Source organism: Okeania sp. SIO3B5, assembly GCF_010692555.1.
Taxonomy (GTDB): domain Bacteria; phylum Cyanobacteriota; class Cyanobacteriia; order Cyanobacteriales; family Microcoleaceae; genus Okeania.
In genome coordinates, this window is record NZ_JAAHHG010000014.1 from 16,322 (window position 1) to 32,657 (window position 16,336).

Here is a 16,336-nt window from a genome sequence, read left to right on the forward strand (position 1 = left end):
CTCCTGACTCCTGACTCCTGACTCCTAAGAAATACCCTAGATATTTGTAGCAAACATTTATTAATCTGGTATTAGTTGCCTAATATCAAATCCGATAGTCCTAAATTTGTGAGATTAAATAATTTGTTTCTATTGCCCACAAATCAAAGGCTGTAGGGAATAAGTTTAGTGAATTTAGGTCAATGACTTCCGACACAACAGAATCTTGCCTGACAGTATGGTTTAAACCGATAGCGTGTACTACTTCGTGAGATATCACATACTGTTGTAAATATTGATTTTCAACATATAGCAATTCATCAGATAAGAAAATATCGCTGTTGATTGGACGATCTCCAGGGAAGTAAGCATAGCCAAGATAAGGAGTATTGAAATCTATACTAATTTTTATTTCTGCTGTATTGTAGTCTACTTGTTGAAAGTCTAAATAAGTTCTGCTTTCTATGTAGTTGAAAGTATTGTTAAATAAGGCTTGAAGTTGTGGTGTAATACTACTGTCATAGCCATAAGTTGCATTTGGACTTAAAGCAAGTCCAGTTAGAATATCGTAATCGTACATAACTAATTTTCAAGAGTAGAAAAAAAAGAAAGTAGTGATGCTACTTGTATTTACATCAAGCTAGTAATTTCTATAGTTAGAAATAGCATCCTACTCATTTAGGTGTTATTTGATGTCCAATTGAATACTTACAACCGGTATTTCACAGCTAAAGCTGGTAGCGATCGCTCAGTTCTCACATTAGGAAAGGTTGAGTGTTACTGTAACAACCCAACCTATAACCTAACAATTGAGAAAGCGCAGTGAGCTATTACTAAAGCACTTTACCAGTTATCTTTTAGGAGCGAGTAATGTGATACCGAACGTTGTAATCCCAGGTAGAAAAACCCAAACCTTTTTCACTCATTTTCCACTCTCGTGTTTCATTAGCTGGTCCTGTAGCAGAAATTTCTAATTCGGTAGAACCTAGTAAGTCGTCTTTATCAAGACTAGCGAGTATACCTATCCCTTTCGTAGCTACTTTAAGAATCGTTGCCGCAGTAGCTCCTTGTGGGCCTGTCGCTGCTAAAGCACCTGAAACAGTATTAGTAATACTATTAACTGTATCAGCGTAACCATTATTCCAGTCTTTGGCAGCATCTTCGTCATAAGCTTGTAATCCGCCTTTGATACTTTCCCCTGATTGGATTTCTCCTTCAAATAAAAGGGCATCTTCTGGGCGAAAACTTTTTCTTTGCTGATCATTAATTTTGATAGGGTGCGTCAGGATTGGTTTTGTAATTCCCCCACCAACTAAAGAACCAACAAGATAAAAATCGTCAGCTCCGGTTACATCTTCAGTATCTGCACAATAAACGTCAATCAATTCCACTTTGACTTTGACCATTTTTTCTCCTATGTGTTTTGTGTTTGCTTTATAAGGAACATATTTGCTAGTTCCATTATTAAGACGATCTACGATGTCAATTTCTGAATTTTTTTTGAAGTATTTGAGGATCAACTAAACCCCAGAACTTTTTTATGGCTCAGACAACAGTGAAATCAAACAATTACAGGACTTTTCAGGTTGATATCATGTCCGGTAGCATCGGTATTGTATAGCAAGAGTAGGGAACAGGGAACAGGGAAGAGTCAGGAATACCTAAGAGCAAGAAAAAAACTTAAATTTCCTGTAGATATTCACCTTTGGGTTTACACGCTCCGATACCAGCGGACATGATATGATTCACCACATTGCCACGACCAAAACTAAGTAGGGACGTTCTATGGAACGTCCCTACAGTTGTCTACCTAAATGACAAATAATCACGCACTATTTCAGGTGAAACAATCCATTACAAGAACGACGATCGCACTGTTAGCCATTATTCGCCTCTTAAAAAAACTGAGGAAATCTGGACTTTACATCACTTAATTCGTTCGTGCTTAAATAAGGTATTAATTGACTAACGTTGTCGAGTTCTAACTCAATGCCAGCGTTATCGTAATAAAGCTTATACCATTCCTTTGCTGCATCGTAACCTGCCGTTGCAAGTTTGCCTTTGTCTTCTGGGGTCAAATTGAAATTATATGTACTATACCCCAAGTCTGGTATTTGAATAGTACGCTGTGCATATTTGGCGTAAGTACCTTGATCAGTTGCCTTGGAGGCATTGACGTAATCCACTCCAACACATAAACTAGCTACTTTATTTTTAACCCCTTTAATTAAGGAAGCAAACCATCCCGTGTTATCTTCCTTAGCTCCTTCCCAAAAGATCTTCCGCATCTCCTCTTCGCTATCCACTTTTAGACCAAGAGTACAAAGGTTTTGACCGTATTCACCTATAGTGAGCTTTATCTGATCTTGCTTAAGATAGGGAGGACGATCAAAAATCCCCATAGGGTAGTTATCTAAACAACCGCCATCCATATACTCTTTTCCTTTATACTTGACACTTTTAAAGAACCAAGGTAACGATACAGAAATTCTTACAGCTAAGTCAACTGGCATATCAGGTGTGGTCTGATAGCTAAAAATCTCCAATGTCTTGTCGGTGTAATTGGTTCCTGTAAAAGCCATGTCCTTAATACCTAGTTTAGGGAATTTTTTGCCTAATTCTTTAAGTTCTTGGAACGTCAAGTGTCCGCCTTTTTCCTTTAACATTTTTGCAAGCGTAAGCCTTGAGCTGTTTTCTTTTCTGGCAATTGTATAAGCTTCCTCAACCCGCTGATTAATAACACGTTGTATCCATTGTTGTAGTTTATCCCCAAGATAGAGACCTCTCCCTTGTTGTGAAGAACCAAATAAAAGATTTGATAAACCTTTTTTGGTCTCAGATAGCTTACCGAAAATTCCCGATACTTGATGATCTTGAACATCGGTAAAGTCGTTAATATCTTGTTTATAAACAATCTTTTTTATTTCATCAGCACTGTACCCTAATCCAGCAACCAAGGCTGTCATAGCTCCTGCAGAACTACCACCTACATTTTTAGCCGAACCTAAGATACCCTTTTCTTCCAAGAGTTTGTTTGCACCTACATAAACAAGTCCTTTCGGTCCTCCCCCCTCAAAAATCAGATTTTCAATAGGCGCCTGCGCTACAATAGCGCCAATTTTACCGTTAGGTTTAGGGTACATATTATCTATTTGCATTGCTTATTCTCCTTGAATGGTTAGACACCTGTCGTTGCTAAAGCACCTGAAACAGTATTGGTAATACTGTTAAGGGTGGGTCAGGATTGGTTTTGTAATACCAAGCGTGATCAATGTTTGTTACAAATGGTACGGACGTTGCATGCAACGTCCGTACGAAAGAAGGAAGAGGGAAGAAGGGGTAATATCATGTCCGGTAGCATCGGAGCGTGTATAAAATTAAGGTGAAAAAAGGAGAAAACCTTCTACCTCCTGCCCCCAGCATAGCTGCCTTCCTTCCACCAAAGTCTAATTATTCAACCGGACATGATATAAATATTGATTGATGGACTTCTCTGGCAACTCCACAGTATTCAGAAAATTTTGACTGGCAGTAAGGATGAACTTGAATAATCAAAAATTGCCTAATTGGAAGTAATAGCATTTATCAAAAGTAATGCTACACTCTGTCGAATTTAGCTTCTAAACAATGCCACAAGTAGCAAAACACATTGCCCTTGACAGCCCAGACAATATCCGACACCCACAATCAACCTGCTCTGAAAATTTAACGGGATCGTTTAGATTCACATTAGAACCCCGCACAAAACTATATTTTTGTTGCAAATTGCCTTTACTGTCTCGAAACTTTACTAAAACAAGTTCCGGATCTAGAATTTCTCTCCTGTTTACAGGTAAAGATTGGTTGGGAAGTTTCATAACTACTCCTTTTGTTTTGTTAAATAGCAGCCAGCAGTCAGCGGTCAGCATTAGGACTTTTTTTTACGTTGAGTTAGGGATTTAACCCCGACTTAACCATCCGGCTTTTAGAAGCCGGGGATTTAACCCAAGGTAATTTCAGTTATCAGTTATCAGTTATCAGTTGTCAGTACCTCTGGCTTCAGTCAGAGGCTTGAAATACTGAATTAAAAATTTTTCATCCCCTTGAAAGGCGAGGCTTGACACCTTATTTTTTGGTCAAAAAGCTGATAGCTGATAGCTAGTTGAGAATAGCAATACAACATCAGAGGTTGTATTAATCGACAAAGTGAAACTAAATCATTGCAGTATTTTCTACGATGATTTACCTCAGCCTTGACTTTCAATTTGGCATTGCATAATTGCGGGATGATTTTGTCAGAGAGCAAAAAGCATAATCCCCGTGTCTCCGTGTCTCCGTGTCTCCCTGTCTCCGTGTCTCCGTGTCTCCGTGTCTCCGTGTCTCCGTGTCTCCGTGTCTCCATGTCTCCGTGTCCCCGTGTCAGCCGAAATCATCCCAGTATTCAGCAACGCCTTCAATTTAGTGGCGCTTTAGTAAAATAAAGCCAGACATCCTCCGCCACATTTCCCAATGTTCCGGCGTTTGTAATTGAGCCAGCAGCGATTTAGGCAAGACTTCCCGATGTAAGCGCTGGCCTTCTTCCAGCAGCGATCGAAATTCAACGCTCTTCCAACCATATTGCCGAAAGAATTCAGTTCCTTCTTCAGGGGCAAATTTCAAAGTTGCTTCACCGGAATTAAGCGAACTATTTACGCTTTTCTGGAAATATCGCAACGCACTTGGCGAGGCAAGATCTGTTAACCACCACTGAAACTGGGGCTGTGCATACAAGTCAGTCGCCAGTGTAGCAACTTGTTCGACAGTCATATAAATCAGCAGCCCTTCCGTAACTACCAGTCCTGCTTTTGCTGCCATACCGACACTCTGAAAGAAAGTCTGGCGAGCAATAATGTCAGTAATATCTAAAGCAACTGATTCCAGAATACACCTTGATGGCACACCAGCAAGTTTGTCAGCTTTGTAAGCCAGGACAACGGGCAGATCGCATTCGTACCATCGCAGGGAAGTCGGTAGAGGCAGTCGATAAGGTCTTGTATCCAAACCCGCTCCCAAACTCAGCACTGCATCAACGCCATTTTCTGTAACAGTCCGCAGAATCAACTCATCCATCACGCAAGTACGCACCGCACAGCCTGCTGCTCCTGCTTTTCCTCCTGGCATTGCCTCGACAAGCTTTTTGCCCCGCTCCCCAGCTAAAATTTGGGCGTGGGCATCCTGGAACAAAGAATCTGAACGCTCAGTTTCCAAGGCCCGATAGGTTGCAGTCAAGAAGGCTGTATCATAAATAGATTCAACAGGTAAAGAAGTCAGATTCATTGTGCGGTTTTTAGTACGAGTTCATTCAGGGATTGACTTGGCATTCAGGGTTCTGCAACTTTTTAAGAAATGCTCGATGCTTGTTTTCCATACAACCACCGAGCAAGTTATTTGGTTGCAGTTTCCTATTGATATAGGATAGGATGGTATGGTTATGATTAATGCTTTGGGGACTGGCTTGGTAGTTGTTTTACATACAACCACCGAACCAACCATAGGGCTACTGTTTGCTAGCAACCTAGACTAGGTTGCTTCGCTCAGAGTTAGATCAGAGAAGTGAGAATTGGAGCAGCAATTGGAGCTACATGCTTGGCAATATCCAGAGCTGTGTTATACCAAGCGCTGGCTTCAACACCATTTTGCTCTGAAATTGCACCCGGAGTTAGAGTTAGATTCCGTTCGACGGGTGTAGATTGTTTGGGCAGGTTCATAATTTTGCCTTTTTATCCTTAATGTTTTTAGAACTTGTTCGGTAGTTGTTGACAACCACCGAACAAGGAATGTTGTTACCGCTGTTTAGCTAGGCTGATTAACCAGGCTGATTAGCGATCGCTGAATTACAGATGACTCACAACGTTAGCAGCAATGGGAGCTACTTTCTTAGCAACATCTAAAATGTGATCGAAGAACCCACTGGCTTCAATACCACTTTGGTCTGAAATTGCAGCTGGAGATAGACTCCTTTCCACAGGGGCAACTTGCTTAGGGAAGTTCATCATTTTAGGCGTAACTTGTTTGGAAATGTTCATTACTTTTCCTTGTTTTTTCTTGAGTGTTTACTTGTTTTGTGTCTCCGGATACTTACCACTGGTGACGTGGTACGTGTCCGGCCTGGATTGGCACTTTCATCGTAGTTTCTCCTGTTTGAGTAATTTTTAATCGGTAATCACTGATTTCTAATAGGCAGCCATACACATATTCCTAGCCATACCTGTTAGCTTATAACAGTCATTAAAGTCAGAACTGCTGACACCTGAACTATCTAATAAGGGGGATGTATGGTTTAAATCCCGAAGTACGGGCTGAGATTGCTTAGGCAGATTATTCATCAGTATGGGCTGGGATTGCTTGGACAGATTATTCATATCAATACTCCTCCTAAATTTGGCAAATTTTTACAAGATTTTTAATAGACATCTCCAAAAATCAAAAATAAAATCAATTCTTACCCAGAAATTATCAATTATTCCTCTCCCCTCCTGGGAGACATGGCTGTTTTAAAGTCCCGTAAGTTAACGATTTAGGGATAACGAGAGATGAGAAGATAGTGGAACAGTGAAATTAACCAAAATTTGCCGATTTTTCAGCAAAGTACGCGTCTTTAAGCTCTGAGAGAATCTGGTTCAACGCTACTTAAAAGCCTCGATCCCCGTGTCTGGTGTGTCTCCGCGTCCCCGTGTCTATCGAGAATGAAACAGCCCTGCCTCCTGGGAGGGGCTAGGGGTGGGTTCCCTGTTCCCTGTTCCCTGTTCCCTCTTTTCTGGAGATGTCTAATGAGATTATGCAGGATATTTTTAGTCAGACATAGACCAGGTACGCATCTGACCAATCGTGACTGGCATCATATCGCTCACATCCACAGTAAATCGAAATATTTTTTTTGCCCGGCGATCGTTCTCTGGATCGAAAAACTTCAGTTTGACATCCCAACAATCTGAATCCATCCGACAGATTGGGCTTTTTTCTGTCTCAATGCTGGCGAGCTGCATTCCCTTACCAGTTGCCTCAGTTAGTGCTTGTGCTGCTTGGAATGCATTTGTCGCTGCGAAATTGAGGGCGCGCTCATGGGATGTTTGACCCAGATTCCGAAATTCGTAGTACATCCGATTGAGAAATTCCTTCAGAGAAGCTCGCGTAGCTTCTTCCTGCTGATTAGCATGGGCTTGCTGATTAGCCTGGGCTTGTGGTGTAGCTGTTTGTGGTGTAGCTGTTTTTGCTGCCTCAACCGCCATTGATACCAATTGGTTAACATTCCACTCGTACATCCCCCGAACTTCTGGAACGATCACAGGAACAACTTGTCCAGAAAATAACCTGACGCTCTTACCTGTCAATACCCCTGGAATTGAAACCCGGGAAACATATTCAGGATCGTCTTCTGGTTTGATCTGCCCCTTGAGAGCTGAAATCAAGTTGTGATAAGCTTGCTCGGTAAAAGCTCCACCAGGTTCAATTGCGTAAATGGGTGTTAGCTCTAGGTTTAACGTCCAAATCAGTGATTTTGCTTCGTAGGAGCTTTGTTCGAGATAATCCACCATCTGGCTAAGAACGTATGGATTTGGCGGGAAAGGTGGCTCCCCTGCAACATAAGGCATTAGCTGTTTAAAGCTGTCTCTACGAGCCTCTGTGCCGAAATCGTAACTAACTGTTCCCATCACATAAACTAGGGATTTTGCACCACCGTTACAACCACAGTCTTCAGAAGCTACCACGCCACTAGGGGTGACAGCAGGTGTTGCTAGTTGGCTAGGCGTTACAGTCATTGTATTCTCCAAATTACTTACAGTTTCTGGGACAAGTTCAGATGTTATGACTTCTGCCACTATCTCGCCTGTATCTGCTAGCTGGTTGGCGGATGCCTCAAGATTGAAGTCAGTCGCCTCACTAGGTTGAATCATTTCTTGCTCTAATTTTTCCTCAGACAATTCTTTTGTTCCTCCTTGTGATATTAAGGCATAAGCCTCTGGAATATTTAGACTTCCGACCAAAAAGCGACGGCAATCTGAACCCGCTTCTGGGGTGCAAGGCAAAGCACTCTTAAGAATAGCCTCGCGGACGGCATTGGGGTCTGGCTTTTCACCACGCTGTAACTGCACACTCAGTAGCAGCGCCACAATTCCAGATACAATGGGAGTTGCAAAGCTGGTGCCGCTTTTGAGAGCAGTACCGCCCCCCGATGCTGCACCCAAAATGTTTTCACCAGGAGCGAGAATGCCTTGGGTTTGATATGTCTCCCCCCAATTACTGAAATCGAAGGGCAATCCCTGTGAATTCATTGCACCCACAGCCAAAACTGAAGGTAAGGCAGCCGGAACGTGAAGACACTGACACCCATCATTTCCTGTGGCAGCAACAATCAGAACGTTACTGTCGTTACAGAATTTGACTGCTTTCGCCAGCATTGGATCTGCCTCTGTCCCTTGAGCAAGTTGACCCCCGCTAATATTAATTACATGGGCACCTGCTTCAACCGCTTGATTGATAGCGCGTGCGAGGTCTAGCTGGGAAAGGGAACCACTGCGATTATCGGAAAAGACTGGCACAATCAGTCCGCGGCAGCCAGGAGCAATACCGGGAACGTTATTGCCATGCTGACCGAAGATGATGCTGGCAATGTGGGTTCCGTGACTCGACATCCGCCCAACTGTAGCGTTCTCGGAAATTGTGGTTTGAACTCTGGTGAGGTTAGCACCGTCAAAGCAGGGATGAGATTGGTCTACTGGACCGTCAAGAATGGCTACACAGATTTGGGAGTTGCCTTTGGTCTCAGACCACAGTTGTTTGAGTCCCGGTAATTCTGAAATCTCAGTAACGTTTGTTTGTGTAGCTGCCATGCTTGAACCTCATAATTTTGTCAGTTGCCGAAAGTTTTCTGTCGGTATTGGACCGGAGACAAGGTTAAATTTTTCTTTTTCCTGTCTTCTACTAATAAGACGATTTTGCTCTTCACTTTCTGAATTTTTCGAGTAGATTTTTTTCTTAACTCGATGCACACCCTGAAACCAGTATTAAGAATTTGAGTGGATTACTGGGAGAGAGCGAAAGGAAAAACATATCTTACACTTGCTAATAACTCAATTGGAATAGTTGATAATGGACTACATCAAGTCCCTACAAAGTTGTAGTTTTGACTGTATAGTTAACCGTTCTCAAAAGTGTTATGAGTGTAAGCCTCAAAATGTGTGGCCTTAAAAAGAAAGGGACTTCGATGGAAAAATTTCCTGTCTTTTTTACCTTCCACTTATATGACGTTTCCCAGCAGTAATTTCTGAATTTTTAATCGACTATTTTGATTAAAGTTTTTATTCAATTTATTCTCAAAGTCTTTCTATATCTATTTTTTAGCTCCCATGTCAGCCTATAAAATTTATAAAATAAAATTTTTCTCCTTAAAATCTCACTCAAAAAAAGTCAGAAATTGATAAGCATGATCGTCTTATTAGTAGAACAACAAAATTCTGATTGACAAACTTGATTCGGAGGAAGTCCAAAAATGAAATCAGTAATTCGCATGGCTCTTGTTTTGCTACTGGTTATTGGTAGCTGGTCTGGTGTTTTCACCGATAATGCTCGGGCAGGTATGAACGACTACATTGCTCAGGCTTACCAAAGAACAGAGGCAGGCACAAACCCTAAAGAAAACAGCAATAAAAAGGAAGAAACAAACGCTAGTAACGTTAGTAACGTTAATGTTCGGGCAGGTATGAACAACTACATTGCTCAGGCTTACCAAAGAACAAACGCAGACACAAATGCTAAAGAAAACAGCAATAAAAAGAAATAAACAAACGCTAGTAACGGTAGTAATTTTAGTAATGTTGCTTTGCTTAACATTGATTCTATTAATGGCTGATTGATTTTGTGGAGATGTAATTGTATCTTTTAGATATACAGGACTTACACAAAACCTAGGTCATTAATATCATTGCTACAAGAGGAAGCAATTTCAAATCCTTATGTTTCATTAAAATGCGTAAGTCCATAAAGGCGATTATTTTTACAGCACTTTTGACTATGCTGAGGTACAGCTGAAGAATCTTTATCTTTGCAGTTCAAGCATCCTGCTTATTACAGGCTGGAAGCTTGTGTTACCAAAGTTACTAAAGAAAATTTTGTACCTCACTAACTCCGAAATTGCTGTAAATTCAAAAATAAATCGTCTTTTTTCCTTGCATTGACAAAATATTAACAAGCTTGGGAGAATTGATTCATACTAGAAATCCCACAAATCTAGACAACTCCCCTATTTGCTATATGGAGAAAAAAATTTATGAGTTTTAAGATTCTTTGTCTAGATGGTGGAGGTATCCGGGGTGTTTTATCAGCCAAACTTCTGCAAGAGGTTGAAACCACTGTCAGAGAAAAAAAAGGACAAGAGTTACACGAATATTTCAACTTAATTTCTGGTACATCCACTGGCTCTATTCTGGCTGCGGGAGTTGTCTGTCAGATGAAAGCTAAAGACATGATTGATATCTACTTAGAAGAGGGAAAAAATATCTTTTTAGAGTCAGTACGTCAGCAGCGAAACTCTTTTCGACCTTCTACTATAATGCGAAAAATGATGGGGAGTTATGCCTTATATCCCCACGAACAGGGAGAGCAGGGTTTGGCTAAAATATTGCAGAAAAAATTGATTCACCAAGAGTTGGGTTCTGCAAAAATTAGCGAGATCACGCGACCCCATATTCTGATTCCTGCTTATGACGTTTATTCCCGAAATACAACGTGGTTTACTAATAATCCCCCCAATGCAGGATTATGGTATGACAATATCGAATTATGGAAAATCTGCACTGCCTCAGCTTCTGCTCCTACCTTTTTTCCCCCTTATGAACTTCCCTATAATGAAGAGGAAAATCTGCCTTATATTGATGGGGGAGTATCGGCCAATAATCCCGTTTTAGTGGCGATCGCTCATGCCTTATTGATTGAAAAAAACAATGGACTAAATTTGAAGGATATTGCGGTCCTTTCTATCGGCACTGGCAATACAACTTGTCCCTACAGTTATGAAGAAATCAAAGAATGGGGATTACTAGGTTGGGTGCAGCACATACCGGATATTTTTATGAATCCTGCTGCGAAAAATTCGCAGGATATCTGTAACCAAATTCTAGATAGTGTAGGGGGCGATATCCTGCGTTTGGATTTCGATCTTAATGATCGCTTAGAAAGGGAAAAACAGCCCGGCAGAGTCAGAAAACTACTAGAAAAACCTCATAATAGATATATTAGGGATAAAAGAAACCACTATCAAGAAATAAATGAAGATATCGACGATCCTAATAATTGTCAATACTTGATCGATGCTGCTGAATGTTATCTTGACTGTGGGGATGTTTATTATCAGAAGCCAAGGGTTCCAGTGCGAGAGGCTCTTCAAAAGTTTATCGGAGCTCATTAAGCATTTAGACAGTTTTTTCTAAGGAATGAGAATTAAATAAAGTCCAGAATTTTTTTTCAGAACTCAGACGCTATGGAAATTAGGCAATTTAACTTCTGTAGATAATAAAATTCTCATTCCTAATCTATCTTTTAGCTTCCATGTTAGCCTATGAATTTTATTTGAAAAAAATTTTTTTCTGAAAATTTCACTCAAAAAATTCAGAAATTGGGAAGCATGAGCGTCTTATTTATAGAAGTGAGAAAGGAACTCAATCAATCTCTGTTTTGAAATACTGAAAGTTAAGGGCGGAAAAGTTTCTCTAGGAATATCCATCTTTAAAATCAGTAATTTCAGCCCATCGCGATCGTATTACCCAATACGGCTCGCTGTTGCTTTTTGCGCATCAAATCACAATTACAAATTAAGACGGAGAATAACATGGCTAATAATCTTCTTATTGTTTTTGGTGGAACAACAGAATCGGATGTTGTTTTTCCAGTCATTGATACTCAAGATAAATCTCTCAAATCTTCAGGACTATTCACACAAGATGAATTAGATCTGGTCAAGGTAGATGTTTTACAATTTAATCTCCTTACAAGTGAACCTAATATTAATTTTTTTGCCAATAAAAATAGTTACTTTGACAACTCATGCCAAAGGTTGACAAACAAAAGTAACAGTTGGTTCAAAAGGGATTTGATAATGACAAAAAAAGAATTTGATTTTCAAGATAAAACTGTTTTAGAAAAACTGGACGATCTATTAAAGACAATCGAAGATATAAACTGGAGTTCTTTGAATTACAGTGAAAATTCAGATGGGCGAGGAATGACTGTCGAAGCATTCAACAATTTTTCAGAAATGTCACGAGAGTTAATTGTCAGCTTTTTAGAATACTTAGAAAACAAAAAAAATAATTATGATAAAGTGTTTATGTTGGCTCACAGTCGAGGTTGTGCTTTAGCACTTCAATTGTTATCGGATCGATCTGTTAACACACAAGATGATACTCAACTTATTCAATTAGCCGATAATTTACTAACAAAAAAGCTCAAACGTATCGTGCTGCTAGATCCAGTCTCAAAAAACGCCACTAACACATTCTCTTGGAGTACGGATGCTAATAATGTTGTCAGTCCTGCAAATGCGAAAATTGTTAAACTCCTCAGCACCATAAAAGATGAAAACAAGGAGATACACATTATTTCCAAGGCTAAATCAGCAAAGATAATCAACTACGAGAGTTATGCAGATCGTTTGGTTGGTACGAAACAAGCTAACAAAAATAACAGTAGCGATTCTCCTAATATGAGCAATGTTTATGTAGATATTGCTGATATGGTCCACGAGGGAATGTTGTCGGGTGACTTGTATAAAAAGGGTAATTTTACAGAGTACACAAAAATAATATCCGACAGTCCATGGAATACAACTTATGTTGGCGATCAAGACGTTGATTTAGAGGAGATGAAAAAATCTAAGGCTCTGAAAGAATACATTGAAGGGAATAAAAGTGCAAACGAATTAACACCAGGAGATGGAGATCCTCTGAAAGACTTCTACGAAAAAATTGAGCAAAAAGATCGCCGAAGAGCCTTTGTACATTGTCTGGCCAGAAAAGTTCAGTTGCTTTCCTAAAGCTTGGGACAATTTCTGAAAGCCGAGCGCCCCCAACATATCCAGAACAAAAGGGGGCGATCGCTCCCTTTGATCATATTTCTTTATTCAGTCGCATCCATAAAACCTAGAAAAAACCACTGCTAATTAGAAAAATTCAGAAACCCATCTAATTGCTATAGATATCAAGATGAGACTAATAAAAAAACTCCTTTTACAAACTCTCACTGTATCAATAATAATTCTCCTAACTCAGTATGCCGTTACTAGCATTAGCCTAACCGATAACCCACTAAGGCCACCTGCCACTAATAGTCCCCGCACCACCCTCTCAGGATTTATGAACAATATGAATCAGGCATATAGACTCATTATGGAGGCTCAACAGCAGTCAAAAAGAGAAAGGGGATTATGGCATTCTCAGACAGTGCAGAGAAAAGGTTATGAAGCAGAATTAGCTCTAGATCGGGCGATAGATGCCTTAAATCTTGTAGATATTCCCCCAATTAATCGTCAAGATTTTGGTACAGAGTCTGCACTAATGCTTAAGGAGATATTAGATCGCCTTAAATTACCTCCAGTCAATATGATTCCTAGTACAAACGATGTTGTATCTCAATCCCTAACGCGCTGGGAAGTTCCAGGGAGTGAAATTGCAATTCAGTTAGTTGAGGAAGGTTTCGATGTCAATGAATTTCTCTTCACCCCTGAAACAGTTAAGCGTATCAAAACATTTTATGAATTGATTGAAGAATATCCCTACTATCAATTCAATCCCTGGAAAACATCTCCAGGGTTCTACAGATTCTATATTACTACACCTGGCCATCTCCTACCTCCCAAGTGGAATAGATGGTTACCAAGGGAGAAAAATACTATATTGCTGTATGGCCAAACTCTCTGGCAATGGTTTGGTATGGCTATAATAACCTTCATAGTATTCGCTATCATTTTTGGGGTCATATTTTTACTCAGACGATATGTTAATATCGCTAACCCCTACAAAAAAGTATGGTTGGAATTATTGATACCAGCTTTCACACTGTGGATGATTACTTTTTGGGAAGTTATGATAGATGAAGGCATTAATATCACGGGCACACTCCTGCAAAATATACTGAAATTATCAACTATTGTGGAAGGTAGTGTTTTGGCTTGGTTGGCTTTTATGCTATTCAATGCTATTGGTTCGACTATTCTCCTCAATATGTGTCAAGAAAGTACATCCCTTGAAGCAGTAGTCGTTCGCAATGGAGTTCGCTTGCTAGGGGTTCTAGCAGGATTCATAGTTTTTTACACCACCAGCCAAGAAATTGGCATAGCGGTTGGACCAATAATAGCTAGCTTTGGAATTAGCAGTATTGCTATTGGGTTGGGAGTTAAACCATATATAGAAAATTTAGTAGGTGGTTTAACTTTATTTTTGAACCGTCCAATAAAGATTGGTGATTTTTGTGAATTAGGTGGTGTCATCGGTACAGTAGAAGATATTAGTTTGCGCTCAACATTGATTCGCACGCCAGAACGCAAGCTGATTTATGTCCCTAATACAGTGGTCTCCACATCGCAAATTGTTAATCATAGTAAGCGTGACAAATATTTTTTCGATCAGACACTTTCATTGAGCTATGACAGTGTTCACGAAGAGTTAGGCCACATTATGGAAAACCTGCGAAATATGCTTGCTCAACATCCAAAACTTTCTGAAGAAAGTATTAGTATTGCTAGTTTGAGTCATAAGATAATTAATCTTGATATTTTCGCATATATCCTAACTACAGATTTAGCTGAATCTATCTTTATTCAAGACGAAATACTGCTCAAAATTAACCAAATTCTCGATCTCACAGGAGCAAAGGTACTCGCACTCACTGTATCAAACAAAACAGAATCTTCTAGTGTAATACCAATTCACTATAAAAATGTCACAGATAGTTTCAAACTTTAGATATCAGGACTTAGGCAAAATATCAAGTTATAGCATTTCTCAAAAGTTTTGCTACATTTCCTTGTGAGTAGGGAGTAGGGAGTAGGGAGTAGGAAGTAGGGTTTAAAGGTATAAGATATTTTGGATTAATGCCTATAATCCTTACAAACATTACTGAATCATTATTATTACTTAATAACTGAAGTCCTATTGGAAGTATAGCATTATTTTTGGTAATTGGTATTATACACCACTTACCTATAACCCTATACTACCAGATTTTGGGTCTCTATAAGTTCATGTTAATCCCAATAATTAAATTATCAATAAAATGTTAAGATTTATTAAAATACTATTTTTAGCATTTAATTAGAGCTTATGATAGTTTTTAGTTCTCTACAGGGGCTAAATAGCATCTAATGATAGATAGCAATAGAAAAACAAGGTCTGAAAAAATATCTGTCACTATGTCCGCAGGAACCTATCGACAGCTAGAGGAAAGAGCTTTACAAGAAGAGCGAACTTTGGTTAGTCTAGCCCTATTTTACATAGAGAGTGGATTAGCAAGGAACAGAGAATATGATGTTCTGCATGAATTAAGTTTTGACTATAAAAAGGCTTTAGCAGAGCAACAAGCAAGAATCAAAGCTCTTGAAGCCAAAATTGATAACTCTCATTCCCCTTTAGACAATCTTGTCAGAGGGGCGATCATTAAATCAATTTCGGGTCAACCCTTAAATAATGTAGATATCAGCCTCATATGCGAGTACCTTGATTACGATCAGGAATTGCTACCCGATCGAGTCTACGCAGATAACATCCTAGAACAGAATACAGATGATGAAGAAGAACAAAGGCAATCAGAGCCTATTCCTTAATGGATGGACTGAAGCCGTATTTAACCAGGGGATTGTCTTCATTGCTCCTATTTACTATAGAAAAGAAGACGTGATTATTATCTACCATCAATATCAAGGTTGGTTTGATTTGTTAGCTACTAAGTGGGGTGAAGTTCGCCTCATTTGGAATGGAGCAAAACAGGGAATTAGAATCATAGGGAAAAAAGTAATGATTAAAGAACTAGGTAAAAGTCTAATTGAGATTTACGGCGAGGTTAACCCGCAGTTTATCACTGATGTGAATACTAACGAGGTTATTTGGATGAATCAAGCCGCCATTGTTGCTAACAGTAACCAACCAATGAATAAGATTGTTGGTCAGCAAGCTAAGGATTTATGGCAACCTGGTGAATTGAACAAAATGCTAGATTTCTTGGATAAAGACCTTTATCTTCCTCGATATGAAGTTAAAGGCTATAGGTTTCTTCCCGATGGAGAAAAGGAAAAATATACTACATTGAACGAGTACAGAATTATCAATGCTTTTGGCAAAAAATGTCGATGGTA

At 39.6% G+C, this 16,336-nt stretch carries 13 protein-coding genes; 6 read left to right on the forward strand and 7 right to left on the reverse strand.

The window, feature by feature from the left end; translation table 11 throughout:
• Positions 1-100 precede the first annotated feature (100 nt).
• The 7 genes from F6K54_RS03500 to F6K54_RS03530 all read right to left on the reverse strand — a co-directional run bounded on the left by F6K54_RS03500 (position 101) and on the right by F6K54_RS03530 (position 8,828).
• The gene (locus F6K54_RS03500; protein ID WP_293074512.1) at positions 101-559 is read right to left on the reverse strand and encodes a matrixin family metalloprotease; all 459 of its coding nucleotides are present in this window, start codon (positions 557-559) and stop codon (positions 101-103) included.
• A gap of 277 nt (positions 560-836) precedes the next feature.
• Complete coding sequence (locus tag F6K54_RS03505; RefSeq protein ID WP_293074515.1) at positions 837-1,385, reverse strand: hypothetical protein; 549 nt, start codon at positions 1,383-1,385, stop codon at positions 837-839.
• Between the two features lie 489 nt (positions 1,386-1,874).
• Complete coding sequence (locus F6K54_RS03510; RefSeq protein ID WP_293074517.1) at positions 1,875-3,137, reverse strand: patatin-like phospholipase family protein; 1,263 nt, start codon at positions 3,135-3,137, stop codon at positions 1,875-1,877.
• A 462-nt stretch (positions 3,138-3,599) separates the two neighbouring features.
• Complete coding sequence (locus F6K54_RS03515) at positions 3,600-3,836, reverse strand: hypothetical protein (protein ID WP_293074519.1); 237 nt, start codon at positions 3,834-3,836, stop codon at positions 3,600-3,602.
• 580 nt (positions 3,837-4,416) lie between these two features.
• Positions 4,417-5,274 carry a class I SAM-dependent methyltransferase gene (locus F6K54_RS03520; protein ID WP_293074521.1) on the reverse strand — a complete coding sequence of 286 codons (858 nt, stop codon included), beginning with the start codon at positions 5,272-5,274 and terminating at the stop codon, positions 4,417-4,419.
• Between the two features lie 557 nt (positions 5,275-5,831).
• Positions 5,832-6,023: a hypothetical protein gene (locus F6K54_RS03525; protein ID WP_293074524.1), complete on the reverse strand. Its 192-nt coding sequence runs from the start codon at positions 6,021-6,023 to the stop codon at positions 5,832-5,834.
• 765 nt (positions 6,024-6,788) lie between these two features.
• Positions 6,789-8,828: a PatA/PatG family cyanobactin maturation protease gene (locus tag F6K54_RS03530; RefSeq protein ID WP_293074527.1), complete on the reverse strand. Its 2,040-nt coding sequence runs from the start codon at positions 8,826-8,828 to the stop codon at positions 6,789-6,791.
• A 659-nt stretch (positions 8,829-9,487) separates the two neighbouring features.
• On the opposite strand from F6K54_RS03530, the gene F6K54_RS03535 reads away from it, so the two are divergent.
• From F6K54_RS03535 to F6K54_RS03560, 6 genes are all read left to right on the forward strand, one after another.
• A complete protein-coding gene (locus F6K54_RS03535; protein WP_293074530.1) occupies positions 9,488-9,778 on the forward strand; it encodes a hypothetical protein in 291 nt (96 codons plus the stop codon).
• A 486-nt stretch (positions 9,779-10,264) separates the two neighbouring features.
• The gene (locus tag F6K54_RS03540; protein WP_293074532.1) at positions 10,265-11,401 is read left to right on the forward strand and encodes a patatin-like phospholipase family protein; all 1,137 of its coding nucleotides are present in this window, start codon (positions 10,265-10,267) and stop codon (positions 11,399-11,401) included.
• 420 nt (positions 11,402-11,821) lie between these two features.
• Positions 11,822-13,024: an alpha/beta hydrolase gene (locus tag F6K54_RS03545; RefSeq protein ID WP_293074535.1), complete on the forward strand. Its 1,203-nt coding sequence runs from the start codon at positions 11,822-11,824 to the stop codon at positions 13,022-13,024.
• Positions 13,025-13,193: 169 nt separating this feature from the next.
• Entirely contained in the window at positions 13,194-14,951 is a 1,758-nt protein-coding gene (locus tag F6K54_RS03550; RefSeq protein WP_293074538.1) for a mechanosensitive ion channel family protein, read from the forward strand.
• Between the two features lie 398 nt (positions 14,952-15,349).
• Entirely contained in the window at positions 15,350-15,808 is a 459-nt protein-coding gene (locus F6K54_RS03555; RefSeq protein WP_293074541.1) for a hypothetical protein, read from the forward strand.
• A gap of 70 nt (positions 15,809-15,878) precedes the next feature.
• On the forward strand, positions 15,879-16,336 hold a 458-nt coding region (locus tag F6K54_RS03560; RefSeq protein ID WP_293074544.1), incomplete at its 3' end, for a hypothetical protein.